Raw genomic sequence first — 15,305 nt, forward strand, 5'->3', positions numbered from 1 at the left:
AATTATTTGGTGTCCGGACGCCAGATGGTGCCGATGGCGATCGATTGCAGCTTCTTCTTGCGGCCGTACCAGAGGTTGACCACACCGCGCATGATGAACACCGCAGAGAACATCGACGTCAGGATGCCCAGCGTGTGCACCACGGCAAAGCCGCGGATCGGACCGGAACCGAATACCAGCAGCGCCAGACCGACAATGAGGGTGGTGACGTTGGAGTCGATAATCGTGGCCCAGGCGCGGTCGAAACCGGCCGTGATGGCCGCCTGCGGCGACGCCCCGGCCCGCAACTCCTCGCGCACCCGTTCATTGATCAGCACGTTCGAGTCGATCGCCATGCCGAGTGCCAGCGCAATAGCAGCCATGCCCGGCAGGGTCAGGGTAATGCCCAGCAGCGACAGCAAGGCCACCAGCAACAGCAGGTTGCACGCCAGCGCAAACACGCTGAACAGGCCGAACATCATGTAGTACGCAATCATGAAGATCGCCACGGCGGCAAAGCCGTACATGGTCGAGTGCATACCCTTGGTCACGTTCTCGGCGCCCAGTTGCGGGCCGATCGTGCGTTCTTCGATCACTTCCATCGGTGCGGCCAGCGCGCCCGAGCGCAGCAGCAGCGCCAGTTCGGCCGAATTCTCGGCATTGCCCATGCCGGTGATCTGGAAGCGGCTGCCCAGTTCACTCTGGATGGTGGCAACCGACAGCACTTCCGGCTTGCCCTTCTCGAACAGCACGATGGCCATTTTCTTGCCCACGCGGGTGCTGGTGGCGTCGCGCATGCGGCGGCCGCCATCGCCGTTCAGGTCGATGCCGACGGCCGGTTGCTGGTTCTGGTCGAAGCTGGCGGTGGCGCTGGAGATGTAGTCGCCGGTCAGCACCACGTCCTTGGTCAGTACGACCGGTACGCCTTTACCGACGGTAAACAGTTCCGAGTTCAGCGGAACCGCCGACGTCAGCTCGGTACCCGGCGTGATCGATTCGTCGACCATGCGGATTTCCAGGGTGGCGGTGCGGCCGATGACGGAACGCGCGCGCGCCACGTCCTGCACGCCTGGCAGTTGCACGATGATGCGGTCGGGACCTTGTTGCTGGATGATCGGTTCGGCCACGCCCAGCTCGTTGACACGCTTGGACAGGGTCGAGATGTTCTGCTTGACGGCTTCGTCCGTGGTCTGCTTGAGTGCGGCAGCTTTCAGGCTGATCACGGTTTTCAGGTCGGTGTCGCTGCCGGCGTCGGCAAACGTCACGTCCGGCATCTGCTCGCCCAGCACGGCCTTGGCCTTCTGGCGGGTTTCATTGTCGCGGAAGTTGATGACGATGGTGTCGCCCGAGCGCTCGATACCGGCGTGGCGCACATTCTTGTCGCGCAGCTGGCTGCGGGCGGAAGCCTGCATACCCTGCAAACGCTTGGCCAGCACGGCCTTGGTATCGACTTGCATCAGGAAGTGGACGCCGCCGCGCAGGTCGAGGCCGAGGTACATCGGCGCCGCGTGCAGGGTTTGCATCCATTTCGGGGTATCCGGTTGCAGGTTCAGCGCCACCAGGTACGATGGATCTTCAGGATCGGCGTTCAGGCCTTTTTCCAGCACGGCCTTGGCGCGGAACTGGGTGTCGGGATCGGGGAAGCGCACGCGCACGGAAGCGTAGGTGCCGGTGCCATCGAAGGAGAGTTCGCTGTGCGGGATTTTTTCGCGGGTGAGCACGTCATCGACCTTGGCGACCATGTCGGACGTCAGCTTGAGCGTCGATTTACCGCTTGTCACCTGCACTGCCGGCGATTCGCCGAAGTAGTTGGGCGCGGAGTAAAGCGCACCCAGCAGGATGGTGACGGCAATGAGTATGTATTTCCAGACGGGATAGCGATTCATATTGTTCAACGTTCAGGGTTAGGCGTCGGATGCAATACGGCCCGCCTGTCGTGCGACAAAGCGGGCCGGGGCCTGGGCCGGTTACAGCGCCTTGAGCGTGCCTTTCGGCAGGACCATGGTCACCGAGCTTTTTTGCACGGTCATTTCCACGCCGTTCGAGATTTCGATGGTCAGGTACAGGTCCGAAATCTTCGAGATACGGCCCAGAACGCCACCAGCGGTCACGACTTCATCGCCCTTGGCCAGCGCTTCCATCATGGTCTTTTGTTCCTTGGCGCGCTTCATCTGGGGACGGATCATCAGGAAGTACATTGCCACGAACATCAGAATCAGGAAGCCGTATTGGCCCAGGAAGCCGCCGGCGCCGCCGAGCGACTCGAGAGGGTTGGATTGGGCGTAAGCGTTGGATATAAACACAGTGACTCCGATAATAGTTTGAAAAAACAGCGCTGTATTCTAGCACTGGCCGGAAGGCGCTAGGACTTCCGGTCATGTTGGTGGCTTAATTTCTTTTACAAGACTTACAAGCCTGTCAGCTAAAAATTTAAACCCCGCGCGCGCGGTCGGCGTGGAATTGCTGCACCCATGCCGGGAAACGGTCGGCATCGAGGGCATCGCGCATTTGCTGCATGATGTCGAGGTAATAATGCAGGTTGTGGATGGTATTGAGGCGCGCACCGAGGATTTCCTGGGTGCGGTTCAGGTGGTGGTGATAGGCGCGCGAGAAGTTCTTGCAGGCATAGCAGGAGCAGGTGCTGTCGAACGGCTCCTTGTCTTCCTTGTAACGCGCGTTCTTGATCTTGATGTCGCCATAGCGGGTGAAGATCCAGCCGTTGCGGGCATTGCGGGTCGGCATTACGCAGTCGAACATATCGACACCGTGCGACACGCCGGCCACCAGGTCTTCCGGCGTGCCCACGCCCATCAGGTAGTGCGGCTTGTTGGCCGGCAGTTTCGGGCCGACGTGCTGCAGGATGCGCATCATGTCTTCCTTCGGCTCGCCCACCGACAGGCCGCCGATGGCCAGGCCCGGGAAGTCGATGGCTTCGAGGCCGGCCAGCGACTCGTCGCGCAGGTTCTCGAACATGCCGCCCTGGACGATACCGAACAGCGCGTTCGGGTTTTCGCCACGGTGGAATTCGTCGTGCGAGCGCTGGGCCCAGCGCAGCGACATGCGCATCGACTTGGCCGCTTCCTCGATGGTAGCCGGGCGCTTGTCGATCTCGTATGGCGTGCATTCGTCGAACTGCATGACGATGTCGGAATTGAGCACGCGCTGGATCTGCATCGACACCTCAGGCGAGAGGAACAGCTTGTCGCCGTTGATCGGCGAATTGAAGTGCACGCCCTCTTCCGTGATCTTGCGCATCGCACCGAGCGAAAACACCTGGAAGCCGCCCGAGTCGGTCAGGATCGGCTTGTCCCAGCCCATGAAGTCGTGCAAGCCACCAAACTTGGCCATCACGTCGTTGCCTGGGCGCAGCCACAGGTGAAAGGTGTTGCCGAGGATGATCTGGGCGTTGATTTCCTTCAGTTCCAGCGGCGACATGGCTTTCACCGAGCCGTAGGTACCGACCGGCATGAAGATCGGGGTCTGCACCACGCCGTGGTTGAGTTTGACTTCACCGCGACGGGCGTGGGTGAGACCGGTGGTATCGGTTTTGTGTAGCTTGAATTCCAACATTGCGTATTCCTTAATTATGCTCGTGCTTGCGTCGTCAGCAGCATGGCGTCGCCATAGCTGAAGAAGCGGTATTCGTTGGCGATCGCATGCGCGTAGGCGGTGCGGATCTCTTCAAAACCTGCAAAGGCCGACACCAGCATCAGCAGGGTGGACTTGGGCAGGTGGAAATTGGTGATCAGGCGCGTGACGGTCTTGAACTGGTAGCCGGGCGTGATGAACAGCGCGGTGTCGGCGCTGCCCGCTTCCAGCTGGCCGCTTTGCGACGCCGATTCCAGCGCGCGCAGGCTCGTCGTACCGACTGCCACCACGTCGCGGCCGGCTGCACGGGTGGCGCGCACTGCGTCCACCGTCTCTTGCGGCATGGTGTACCACTCGGTGTGCATCTGGTGCTCGGACAGCACTTCATTGCGCACCGGCTGGAAGGTGCCGGCGCCCACGTGCAAGGTCACGAACGCGAAGTTCACGCCTTTCGCCTTTAATGTATCGAGCAGCGCCTGGTCGAAGTGCAGGCCGGCCGTGGGCGCAGCCACGGCGCCCGGCACCTTGTTGAACACCGTCTGGTAGCGGGTTTCGTCGAACGAATCGGCATCGTGCTCGATGTACGGCGGCAGCGGCAGGCGGCCGTGCGCTTCGATCAGGTCGAACACGTCGGCGTCGAAATGCAGCGTGAAAAATTCGCCGGCGCGCTCGCCGACGGTAACGTCGAAGGCGTCGGCCAGGCGCATCTTCGTGCCGGCCAACGGCGAGCGCGAAGCGCGCACCTGCGCCAGCACGGTGCGGTTGTCGAGCACGCGCTCGACCAGCGCTTCGACCTTGCCGCCGCTTTCCTTGGTGCCGAAAAAGCGGGCCTTGAGCACGCGCGTGTCGTTCATCACCAGCAGGTCGCCGGCCTGCAGGAGGCCCACGATGTCGGCGAACTGGCGGTCGATGATCTGCGCGCCGTCCAGGTGCAGCAGGCGCGAAGCGCTGCGGTCGGGCAGCGGAAATTGCGCGATGCGCTCCTGGGGCAAGTTAAAATCGAAATCGGAAAGCGAATACATGGCGAACTTGTGAAAACGGTTGAAGAATCGGGTGTGCTTCTACGGATGGCTAGCCTTACAATACCGGCGTTGCTGCTTCGGGTTTGTTACGGCCAACCCTCTATTTTACGCTAGTGTTCGAAAAATGCTCCAATATGCCCGTCGCCCCATCTAAACCCGTCAAGAAGACCGTCAGCCCGCAGGTGAAGCTGGCCAAGCTCGGCCTGCATACCGACATGGACCTGGTGCTGCACCTGCCCATGCGCTACGAGGACGAGACGCAAGTCATCACCATCGAGGAGGCGCGCCTGCATGGCGGCGACACGTCGCAGGTCGAGGGCGTGGTGGTCAAGAACGAGATCACCTTCAAGCCGCGCCGCCAGCTGCTGGTGCATATCTCGGATGGCACGGGAGAGCTGCAACTGCGGTTCATGAATTTTTACGGCAGCCAGGTCAAGCAGCTAGCCGAGGGCACGCGGGTGCGCGCGCGCGGAGAACTCAAGCACGGCTTCTTCGGCGCCGAGATGGTCCACCCGGCCTACAAGATCGTCAACGAAGGCGCGCCGCTGCCCACGTCGCTTACGCCCGTGTACCCGTCCGGCGAAGGCCTGTCGCAACCGATCCTGCGCCGCGCCATCGGCGACGCCATGAAGCGCGTGGACTGGACCGACACCCTGCCCGCCGACCTGCGCGCAGCGATGCAGCTGTCCGACTTCGAACCGGCCGTCAAACTGCTGCACTATCCGCCGCAGCAGGTCGATGAGCACGCCCTGGCCGACCGCTCGCACCCGGCGTGGACGCGGGTGAAATTCGACGAGCTGCTGGCGCAGCAGCTGTCCCTCAAACGCGCGCAGCACGCACGCCGCTCGAAAGGCGCCGCGGTGCTGAAGGTGGCAGGCCAGTTGTCCGCCCAGTTCCAGGCCGCGCTGCCGTTTCAGCTGACCGGCGCGCAGCAGCGCGTGCTGGCCGAAATCCGCGCGGACCTGCGCCAGCCGTACCCGATGCAGCGCCTGCTGCAAGGGGATGTGGGCAGCGGCAAGACGGTGGTGTCGGCGCTGGCCGCCGCCCAGGCCATCGACAGCGGCTTCCAGGCCGCGCTGATGGCGCCCACCGAGATCCTGGCCGAGCAGCACTTCCGCAAGATCGCCGCGTGGATGGAGCCGCTGGGCGTGAAGGTGGCGTGGCTGACCGGCAGCCTGAAGAAAAAGGACAAGCAGGCCGCCTACGACATGATCGAATCGGGCGAGGCGCGGCTCGTCGTCGGCACGCATGCGCTGATCCAGGAGGCGGTGGTGTTTGCCAACCTGGGGCTGGTGATCGTCGATGAACAGCACCGCTTCGGCGTGGGCCAGCGCCTGACCTTGCGCAACAAGGGCAACGAAGGCGCGATTCCGCACCAGTTGATGATGTCGGCCACGCCGATTCCGCGCACACTGGCCATGACGTATTACGCCGACCTGGAAGTGTCGGTGATCGACGAACTGCCGCCGGGCCGCACGCCGATCGTCACCCGCACCATCGACCAGAACCGCCGCGACGAAGTGATCGAACGCGTGCACGCGGCGGCGCTCGAGGGTCGCCAGGTGTACTGGGTGTGCCCGCTGATCGAGGAATCGGAAGCGCTGCAACTGCAAACGGCCACCGACACCCACGCGCTGCTGGCCGAAGCCCTGCCCGACCTCAACGTGGGACTGGTGCACGGCCGTTTGAAGCCGGCGGAAAAGCAGGCCATCATGGATGCCTTCACGGCCAACGAAATGCAGGTGCTGGTGGCCACCACCGTGATCGAGGTAGGCGTGGACGTACCCAATGCGTCGCTGATGGTGATCGAACACGCCGAGCGTTTCGGCCTGTCGCAACTGCACCAGCTGCGCGGGCGCGTGGGCCGGGGTTCGGCGGCCAGCGTCTGCCTGCTGCTGTACCAGAGCCCGCTGGGCGGCATCGCCAAGCAGCGTTTGATGACAATGCGCGAAACCACCGACGGCTTCGAGATCGCCCGACGCGACCTGGAGATACGCGGGCCCGGCGAGTTTTTGGGTGCACGCCAGTCGGGGCAGGCGATGCTGCGCTTTGCCGACCTGGAGACGGACGGCTGGCTGGTGGACCAGGCCCGCGACGTGGCGCACGACCTGCTCCATGCGGGCACGCCGGAGAAAACGGCAACGGTGGAGGCGCACTTATCGCGCTGGCTCGGTGGACGCGAGGAGTTCCTGAAGGTATAACGAATATGCGCGCCTTTGAAGTCCCCGGTCAAAAACACATATAAACCCGGTTCGCCAAGTCCACCACAAACCCCGGCTGCAAATACGCCACGAACACCAGCGCCAGCACCGCCGCAATCACGCCGCGCCAAAGCCAGAGGTTCATGTCACGCCGCCTGCAAGCCGCCACGCACCAGCGGGCGTTCGTTGATCGGCAGGTTGACCAGGCCAGCCACCACACCGAGCGCAATCGAAATCCCCCACACCACGTCGTAGCTGCCCAACAGCGTATACAGGTAGCCGCCGAGCCACACGCCGAGGAAGCTGCCCACCTGGTGCGAGAAGAACACCATCCCCGCCAGCATCGACATGTGCTTGACGCCGAAGATGCCGGCGATGATGCCGTTGGTGAGCGGCACCGTGGACAGCCACAGCACGCCCATGGCAGCGGCAAACAGATACACGGTCAGCGGCGACAAGGGCAGCAGCACGAACGCGGTGATCACGAGCGCCCGCAAAAAATAGATCCCGGAGAGCAGGTAGCGCTTGGGCAGCCGCCCACCGAGCTTGCCCGCGTGGTAGGAACCGACGATGTTGAACAGACCGATCAGCGCCAGCGCCATCACCGCCACGCTCGGATCGATCACGCCCTTGTCCTTCAGGTACGCCGGCAGATGGACGCCGATGAACACCAGTTGAAAGCCGCACACGAAGTAGCCGGCCACCAGCAGCAGGAACGAGCGGTTGCGCGTGGCCTCGCCGAACGCTTCGCCGATGCTCTGGCGCGGACCGTCGTCGTGGACTGTGGCCGGCTCGCGCAGGAAGAACGCCATCGGCACCATCAGCGCCACGACCACCGCCGCCAGCACGAAAAATGCGTGCTGCCAGCCGACCGCCGAGATCAATTGCTGCTCGACCGGCATCAGCACGAACTGGCCGAACGAGCTGGCCGCGCCCGAAATGCCGAACGCCCACGAGCGCTTATCGACCGGCGCGGTGCGGCCGATGATGCCACTGACCGCACCGAACGCGGTGCACGCCAGCCCCAGGCCAATGAACACGCCCGAGCCGATCACGAATAAGGTGGGATCGGTGACCAGCGCCATCCACACCAGGCCGGCCATATACGACAGCGCACCAACCAGCACCACGCGCATGGTGCCGAAGCGGTCGGCCGCCATGCCGGCAAACGGACCGAACACGCCCCACAACAGGTTTTGCAAGGCCATCGCCAGCGAGTAGGTCTCGCGGGTCCAGCCGTTGGCCTGCGAGATCGGCTGCATCCAGAAGCCGAAACCGTGGCGCACGCCCATGGCCAGCGTCAGCACGACGCCGGTGGCAAGCAGCACGGTTTTCAGGGAAGGCGCGCGGGTGGCGAGGAACATGGGGCATCCTGGTGATCAAAACGACATCAGGCGATTGTAACGGCTATGCGCCGCCCGCGCTTGAGAGGTTATCGGTCGGCGGGGTAGCGCAGGCCGATCTGGTCACGGATGGCGTCGAGCGTGCCCATGAGATTGAGCGTTTCAGCGTGCGGCATCACCGGGCTTTCGATCAGGCCGGCGCGCAGGCAGCGGCCTACTTCCTGCGCCTCGTGGGTGTAGCCGTTGCCGCTGCGCGGCACGTTGACGGTGCGCTCGGTGCGGCTGGCGCCATCGACCACGGTCACGCTGAATGCCTCGGTGTTGTGGAAGCGGTCGGCGAGACGGACGAATCCCTTGGTGCCGGAGATGGTCAGCTCGGTGGGCGTGCGCGAGCGCAGGCTGCACACGCACGACGACAGGCCGCCGCCGTCATGCATCAGGGTGAACGCCGTCTGCATGTCCACGCCGGTATCCGTCATTTGCGCCTGCGCCTTGACGCTGGCGACGCCGCCCAGGAAGAACGAGGCGATCGACAGCGGATAAATTCCCAGGTCGAGCAGCGCGCCACCACCGAGCTCGGGATTGAACAGGCGGTGTTCGGGACCGGCGTCGGACGTGAAGCCGAAGTCGGCAGTGATATTGGCCGGGGTGCCAATCTCGCCGCTGTCGACGATGCGTTTGGCCTCGATCACGGCCGGCATGAAGCGGGTCCACATCGCTTCCATCACGAACAGGTTTTTGGCGCGGGCCAGGTCGATGATGTCTTCGGCCTGGCGGCGGTTCATGGTGAACGATTTTTCCACCAGCACGCCCTTGCCCGCGTTCAGGCACATCAGCGCGTTCTCGTGGTGCATCGGGTGCGGCGTGGCGATGTACACCACGTCGACTTCGGGATCGTCGGCCAGCGCCTGGTAGCTGCCGTGGCAGCGCTGTGCGCCATACTCGGCGCCAAATTTGGTAGCGCTATCTACACTGCGCGAAGCAACGGCGGCGAGATGTGCGCCGGGCGTGTCCTGCAAAGCGGTGGCAAAGGCCTTGGCGATTTTTCCGGTGCCTAGTATGCCCCAGCGGATGTCCTGCGTCATGGCGTGCTCTTTCTGCCGCGTCGGCGGCGATGGTGGTCGATATCGGAATGACATTGTACTGCGGAGCGCGCGTGCAGGGTCACGCTGGACGCTCGTCGCTGGCGGGCACCGACCGCTGCGCCTGGCGTTGATGGCGTTGATGGCGTTGATGGCGCTGAAGGCGATGGCCGGTGCGGCCAAAGCGTCAGGCCTGGCGCTTGGGCCGGAACACCGCCTGGTCGGCGTAGAACGCCTCGTCCTGCTCGGGCCACCAGCCCGGCACGCCCAGTGCCTGCATCGGCGTAAAGCCTGCGGTGGTGATGGTTTCCGCAGCGAGTTGCCGGGCCACGGTGGCATCGATCCAGGCACGGCGTGCGACGTGGTCCAACGTAAAAAATTCGTCGCCGGCCACCACCACGCGCGTATGGGCGGTGATTGCCTTGCGCGGAGCCACCAGCTTTTCCATCAGCGCGTGGCCGAACAGCCAGACCTGGGCGTCGGGACCGAAGCTGGCGCGCCGTTCGAGGAACGCTTCGCGCCAGCGGTGCTCGCGCAGCGCTGCCGTCAACGCCTGGCCGGCAGCACTATCGCGCACTACCAGCAGCGCCGCGTTTTCATCAAAAATGGTGGCACCGTCGCGCGCGGGACCGCGCGACTTACCGACGCCGTCGCGGGCGATCTGCGCCGCCTGCAAGGCGTTCAACTGTACCTTGATGCGCGGGAAACTCAGCCACACCAGGCCGTTGAAAAAATCGTGCAGGTTGTCGCGCGTGGGCACGCCGCCGGTGGCGCCGATGAACTCCTCGTACGCGGTGCCATCGGGCAGCGCCTCCTGCGGCACGAACGACAGCGGCAGGCCGGCGTGGTTGCGCAGGCCCAGAGCCGCCGCCTGCGCGGTGAAGCTGTCGCGGAAGTGGCGATCGGCTGCCAGGCAGACGGCTGCGTCGCGCACAGCGTCGTACCAGGGCTGCGACCAGTCGATCACCGACAGCACTGTTTACACCATTTTCCAGTTGATGGTTTCGCCGGCGTTGAGCGGCACCACTTGCTGGTCGGCCATCGGCAGCAGGTCGGGCAGCGTCCACTGCTCGCGCTTCAGGGTGATGGTGCCGGTGTTGCGCGGCAGGTCGTAGAAGTCCGGGCCGTTGAAGCTGGAGAAGGCTTCGAGCTTGTCGAGGGCGCCCGCGCGGGCGAAGGCTTCGGTGTAGAGCTCCATCGCGTGCAGCGCGGTGTAGCAGCCGGCACAGCCGCAAGCGGCTTCCTTGGCGCCCTGCGCATGCGGCGCCGAGTCGGTGCCGAGGAAGAAGCGCTCGTCGCCGCTGGTGGCGGCGGTGACCAGCGCCAGGCGGTGCTCTTCGCGCTTGAGCACCGGCAGGCAGTAGTAATGGGGACGGATGCCGCCTTTGAAAATCTCGTTACGGTTGTAGAGCAGGTGGTGGGCGGTGATGGTGGCCGCAATCGGGCCTTCGGCCTCGGCCACGTACTGCGCCGCTTCCTTGGTAGTGATGTGCTCGAACACGATTTTCAGGGCTGGGAAATCGCGGCGCAGCGGACGCATCACGCGCTCGATGAATACCGCCTCGCGGTCGAACAGGTCGATGTCCTGGTCGGTCACCTCGCCGTGCACCAGGAACGGCATGCCCAGTTCCTGCATTTTTTCCAGGGTCTTGTAGCAGTTGGCGATGTCGGTCACGCCGGCATCGGAATTGGTGGTGGCGCCAGCCGGGTACAGTTTCACTGCGTGCACCACGCCGCTGTCGATGGCGCGCACGATTTCTTCCGGCGGCGTGTTGTTGGTGAGATAAAGCGTCATCAGCGGATCGAATGCCATCCCCGCCGGCAGCGCGGCCAGGATGCGCTCGCGGTAAGCGACGGCAGCAGCAGCGGTGGTGACCGGCGGCTTCAGGTTCGGCATCACGATGGCGCGGCCGAACTGGCGCGCGCTATGCGGCAGCACGCTGGCCAGCGTGGCGCCATCGCGCAGGTGCAGGTGCCAGTCGTCGGGACGGGTGATGGTGATGCTGTCGGGGAGGGTTTCGAAGTCGGACATGGCGGGGCTTTCAGGCGGTTTTCGGGCTGCCAGGATGGCTAAAACGGCGGAATGGCGATATTTTACCCCGACAACCCGAGCCTTCGGGGTCAGTGCCGACATTCGGACACGATCTCGGCAAAATAGCGCTGGGCCGAGTTCAAATATCGGAACTGCCTCTGAATTAGTGCGCGGCGCCGACCTTGGCGTTGGCTTTTGCCTGAGCCAGCAACTGGTCAAGCATGGTGCGGTCATAGACTTTGCCGCGGCTGACCACGGTGCGGATCTGCCGGGTGGCGGCGATATCTTGCAGCGGGTTGGCGTCCAGTACCAGCAGGTCGGCGGTCTTGCCTGCTTCCAGGCTGCCGTAACGGTCCAGCTTGCCCAGGAAGCGCGGGCCGGCGATGACTGCCGATTGCAGCGCCTGCGCCGGCGTCAGCCCGTATTTGACGTACAGGCCGATCTCGTCGTGCAGTGCCTGGCCCGGGTAGTCGTAGGAGTTCAAGAAGCCGGCATCGGTGCCGGCGATGATGCTCACGCCTTCCTGCGCCAGGATCGGCAGCAGCGCGGCGGACTTTTCGAACGTGGCCTTGCGCAGTGCGACCTGCTCGGGATTGTCCTGGGCCGCACGCTGCACGCGCCAGTCGTAGGTGGCGCGCAGGCCGGGGCCGATGTATTGCAGCGCCTCGTCATGGCTGTGGTCTTCCGTGTCGAGGTAGGCCACCACGCGCGACACCGACAATGTCGGCACCACCGCCGTCCCCTTCGATGCCATGTAGCGGAACGATGCGCGCGCGGTCGGCTCGTCGTAGCTCGCCAGGCTCAGTTTCATCGCCTCCTTGCCGGTCAAGGCGCCGGCGGCAACTTGCGCGGTGAGCTCGGCCTCGCGCGGAGTGGCCGCGCGCAGCAGGTACGATTGATGCTCGACCGTGCCCAGGCCAGCGTCGAACATTTGCGCCAGCGTCTTTTGCACCGGGATATGGCCCGAGGTGCGCATGCCGCGCTCCTTGGCCTGCCGCAGCGCTTCGAGGTACAGCTCGGGCTTGAGCGTGTTCTCGGTGATCTTCACGAAATCTACTTTCTGCCCCTGCAGGCGGTCGAGCGCCTTGCCCACTTCTTCCGGCGTGCCCACTTCGATGGTGCCCTTCCACAGCGGCTTGTAACCTTCGAGCTTGGCGCCCGAGGTGAAGATGGTGGGGCCTTCGAGCTCGCCGTGGTTGATCTGGTCGCGCCACGACAGCACGGTGTCAGGCAGGTCGCCCGAGCAATCGCGCACGGTGGTGATGCCGTAGGCCAGGTACACCGGCAGCAGATTCTTGTTTTCGTCGATCAGCGCCGGCCCGCCGCCGAAGTGCACGTGCGTGTCCCACAGGCCCGGCATCAGATACTTGCCCGGCAAGCGCATGGTGCGGCGCGCGGCATAGTTGGGCAGGTCGCGGTCAGCGACGACGGCGATAATGCGATCCCCTTTGAGCACTACCGATTTGCCACGCACGGCCTGGCCGCCGGCAACGTCGATCAGGGTCGCTTGCGTGAGCACCAGGTCGGCGGCGATCTTGTCGGCGGCATGGGCGCTGGCGAGCGTCCCGAGGGCCAGCATGGCGCTGGCAAGTTTGGTCAAGGCAGGCATGGGAGTTCCGGTCGAGGCTGCAAAGCGGGCATGGTAGCAGAGCCTACCGCACGATGGCGACCCTGTCTTGCAGCCGACGTGCCAGCCACGACAGTGCGCAGCACAGCACGAAATACACCACGGCCACGAAGGTGTACATCTCAACCAGCCGGCCATCGCGCTGGGCGATCTGGCTGGCGGCGCCCACGAAGTCCGGCACCGACAGCACATATACCAGCGAGACATCCTGGAACAGCACGATGGTTTGCGTGAGCAGCACCGGCAGCATGTTGCGCAGCGCTTGCGGCAACACCACGCGGCCCATGACCTGCCAGTAGCGCAGGCCCAGCGCTTGCGCTGCCAGCACCTGGCCGCGCGGGATTGCCTGGATGCCACCGCGCATGATCTCGCAGTAATACGCTGCCTGGAACAGCGTGAACGTGATCAAGGCCGACCAGAAGGTGCCCACCTTGACCGGTTCGTGCGCGCCAATCAGCCAGGCCGCCACATATGGCACCAAAAAATAAAACCAGAAGATCACCAGCACCAGCGGCACCGCGCGCACCAGGTTGACGTACGCGCTGGCCGCCAGCACCAGCGGCGCAAAACCCGACAGGCGCGCCAGCGCCAGCAAGGTGCCCAGCACGACGCCTCCGAACATGGCCAGCACCGTCAATTGCACGGTGAACGCCATGCCGACCTGAAACAGGTACAGCCACGAGCGGGCGATCACATCGACATCGAAATCGGCTAACATCAGCGGCCTCCCAGCGTACCCGGCAGCGCCAGCCGGCGTTCGAGCCGGTGCATGGCAGCCGTCACCAGCAGATTGAGCAGCACGTAGATCACGGTGGCGGCAGCAAACGCTTCAAACACCTGGAACGAAAACTCCTGCAAGGCGCGCGCACTGGCGGTCAGCTCGACGAGGCCGATGGTGAGCGCCACCGAGCTGTTCTTGATGATGTTGAGGAATTCGCTGGTAAGCGGCGGCATGATGATGCGCAGCGCCAGCGGCAGCAGCACGTGGCGGTAGGTTTGCCGCAGATCGAGGCCCAGCGCCAGCGCGGCCAAACGTTGACCGCCGGCCAGGGCCTCGATACCGGCCGTCACCTGCACCGCCACCCGCGCCGACGTGAAAAAGCCCAGGCACACGACCGCGGTGACGAACGGCGCATTGGGCATGGCCTTCACGCGCTCCCCCAACGTAATCGGCAACACCTCGGGCACCACGAAGTACCATAAAAACATCTGCACCAGCAGCGGGATGTTGCGAAACAGCTCCACGTACGCGGTACCGAGCCGGCGCCACCACGGCGAGGGCAGCGTGCGCACCGCGCCGATGGCAAAGCCAAGCGCCAGCGCCATCACCCAGCCGGCCAGCGCCGTGGCCAGGGTCCAGCCCAGGCCGTCCGCCAGGGTTTGCCAGTAGGGGCGCACGCCGTCCGGCGAGAGTTCGCCGAAGATGGCCCAGTGCCAGTGGTAGTCCATGGCGGCGCCAGAGAATGATTACTTCACCGCGTAGGCGGCCGGGTCGGGCGAATCGGTCGGCTTGGCGATGGCCGCCTTCAGTTGCGCCGACATCGGGAAGTTGAGGTTGATGCCGCGCGGCGGGATCGCTCTGGTAAACCACCTGGCGTAGATTTTCGGGAATTCGTCGGACCGGTACAAGTCGGTCAGCGCGCCATCGACCACGGCCTTAAACCTGGGATCGCCCCTTCTGAGCATGATGCCGTACGGTTCGACCGACAGCGCCTCGGCGCCGATCACGTACTGGTCCGGGTTGCGCGCGGTGGCGACCTGGCCAGCGAGCAGGATGTCGTCGTTGGCCTCGGCCACGGCGCGGCCGGTTTCGAGCATCAGGAACGATTCGGGGTGGTCCTTGCCGACCAGGATCTTCATGCCCAGCTTGCGCTCGGCGTTGAGCATGGTCATCTGCTTGTGGGTGGTGGTGCCGGCGGTGGCCACCAGGGTTTTGCCTTTCATGTCGGCCAGCGAATTGATATTGGACGATTTTTTGGTGAGCAGTCGGTTGGCGATCACGAACATGGTGGGCGCGAACGCCACCTGCTGTTGCCGCTCGGCGTTGTTGGTGGTGGAGCCGCACTCGAGGTCGATGGTACCGTTGGCCATGAGCGGAATGCGGTTGGCGGCGGTGACCGGGTTGGTGACCACCTTCAGCCCGCTCATATTCAGGTGTTTCTGCACGGCCGCCACGATCTTCATGCACAGGTCGATCGAATAACCCTGGTAGCGCTGGCGGTCGTCGAGGAAGGAAAACGGAATCGAGCCGTCGCGCACGCCCAGCGTGATGGTGTTGGTGCGCTTGATCTTGGCCAGCGTGCCGCCCGGGTCCTGGGCGCTGGCAGTGGCAGAGACCGCCAAGGCGGCTGAGGTGGTGACAATGGTGGCGATGCGAAGATAAGACATGATTCCTCCCTGAGGTGAAAACAATGCCGGCGGCGCTGCCGCC

13 protein-coding genes are annotated in these 15,305 nt (G+C 64.2%); 1 reads left to right on the forward strand and 12 read right to left on the reverse strand.

All coding sequences use genetic code 11. The features are described from left to right. Positions 1–2 precede the first annotated feature (2 nt). The 4 genes from secD to queA form a co-directional block, all read right to left on the reverse strand. On the reverse strand, positions 3–1,865 hold the full coding sequence (gene secD, locus ASF04_RS04070) for a protein translocase subunit SecD (protein WP_056138306.1): 1,863 nt from the start codon (positions 1,863–1,865) through the stop codon (positions 3–5). An 81-nt stretch (positions 1,866–1,946) separates the two neighbouring features. Then, positions 1,947–2,282 carry a preprotein translocase subunit YajC gene (gene yajC, locus ASF04_RS04075; protein WP_019923583.1) on the reverse strand — a complete coding sequence of 112 codons (336 nt, stop codon included), beginning with the start codon at positions 2,280–2,282 and terminating at the stop codon, positions 1,947–1,949. A 127-nt stretch (positions 2,283–2,409) separates the two neighbouring features. Continuing rightward, positions 2,410–3,549 (reverse strand): tRNA guanosine(34) transglycosylase Tgt, encoded by a 1,140-nt coding sequence (gene tgt / locus ASF04_RS04080; RefSeq protein ID WP_019923582.1) that lies wholly within the window; start codon positions 3,547–3,549, stop codon positions 2,410–2,412. A 14-nt stretch (positions 3,550–3,563) separates the two neighbouring features. Beyond that, positions 3,564–4,589 (reverse strand): tRNA preQ1(34) S-adenosylmethionine ribosyltransferase-isomerase QueA, encoded by a 1,026-nt coding sequence (queA, locus tag ASF04_RS04085; protein WP_019923581.1) that lies wholly within the window; start codon positions 4,587–4,589, stop codon positions 3,564–3,566. 134 nt (positions 4,590–4,723) lie between these two features. Here queA and recG point away from each other — a divergent pair, with 134 nt between their 5' ends. After that, a complete protein-coding gene (recG, locus tag ASF04_RS04090) occupies positions 4,724–6,790 on the forward strand; it encodes an ATP-dependent DNA helicase RecG (protein ID WP_056138308.1) in 2,067 nt (688 codons plus the stop codon). Positions 6,791–6,936: 146 nt separating this feature from the next. Here recG and ASF04_RS04095 read toward each other — a convergent pair whose 3' ends face one another. The 8 genes from ASF04_RS04095 to ASF04_RS04130 form a co-directional block, all read right to left on the reverse strand. Further along, entirely contained in the window at positions 6,937–8,154 is a 1,218-nt protein-coding gene (locus ASF04_RS04095; RefSeq protein WP_056138311.1) for an MFS transporter, read from the reverse strand. 68 nt (positions 8,155–8,222) lie between these two features. Then, positions 8,223–9,218 (reverse strand): Gfo/Idh/MocA family protein, encoded by a 996-nt coding sequence (locus ASF04_RS04100; protein WP_056138313.1) that lies wholly within the window; start codon positions 9,216–9,218, stop codon positions 8,223–8,225. 184 nt (positions 9,219–9,402) lie between these two features. Beyond that, entirely contained in the window at positions 9,403–10,191 is a 789-nt protein-coding gene (locus ASF04_RS04105; protein ID WP_056138314.1) for a DUF3025 domain-containing protein, read from the reverse strand. A 3-nt stretch (positions 10,192–10,194) separates the two neighbouring features. Continuing rightward, positions 10,195–11,247, reverse strand: a complete 1,053-nt coding sequence (pyrC, locus tag ASF04_RS04110) for a dihydroorotase (protein WP_056138315.1) — start codon at positions 11,245–11,247, stop codon at positions 10,195–10,197. A 163-nt stretch (positions 11,248–11,410) separates the two neighbouring features. Then, positions 11,411–12,856: an amidohydrolase family protein gene (locus tag ASF04_RS04115; RefSeq protein WP_056138317.1), complete on the reverse strand. Its 1,446-nt coding sequence runs from the start codon at positions 12,854–12,856 to the stop codon at positions 11,411–11,413. A 43-nt stretch (positions 12,857–12,899) separates the two neighbouring features. Then, positions 12,900–13,592 (reverse strand): amino acid ABC transporter permease, encoded by a 693-nt coding sequence (locus tag ASF04_RS04120; protein ID WP_056138319.1) that lies wholly within the window; start codon positions 13,590–13,592, stop codon positions 12,900–12,902. Beyond that, positions 13,592–14,323, reverse strand: coding sequence for an amino acid ABC transporter permease (locus ASF04_RS04125; RefSeq protein WP_056138320.1), 732 nt, complete (start codon positions 14,321–14,323; stop codon positions 13,592–13,594). Before ASF04_RS04125 ends, ASF04_RS04120 begins: the two co-directional genes overlap by 1 nt. A gap of 18 nt (positions 14,324–14,341) precedes the next feature. Beyond that, positions 14,342–15,262 (reverse strand): amino acid ABC transporter substrate-binding protein, encoded by a 921-nt coding sequence (locus ASF04_RS04130; RefSeq protein WP_056138322.1) that lies wholly within the window; start codon positions 15,260–15,262, stop codon positions 14,342–14,344. Between the last annotated feature and the right edge of the window lie 43 nt (positions 15,263–15,305).

This window comes from Duganella sp. Leaf61, from assembly GCF_001421905.1.
Taxonomy (GTDB): domain Bacteria; phylum Pseudomonadota; class Gammaproteobacteria; order Burkholderiales; family Burkholderiaceae_D; genus Rugamonas; species Rugamonas zoogloeoides.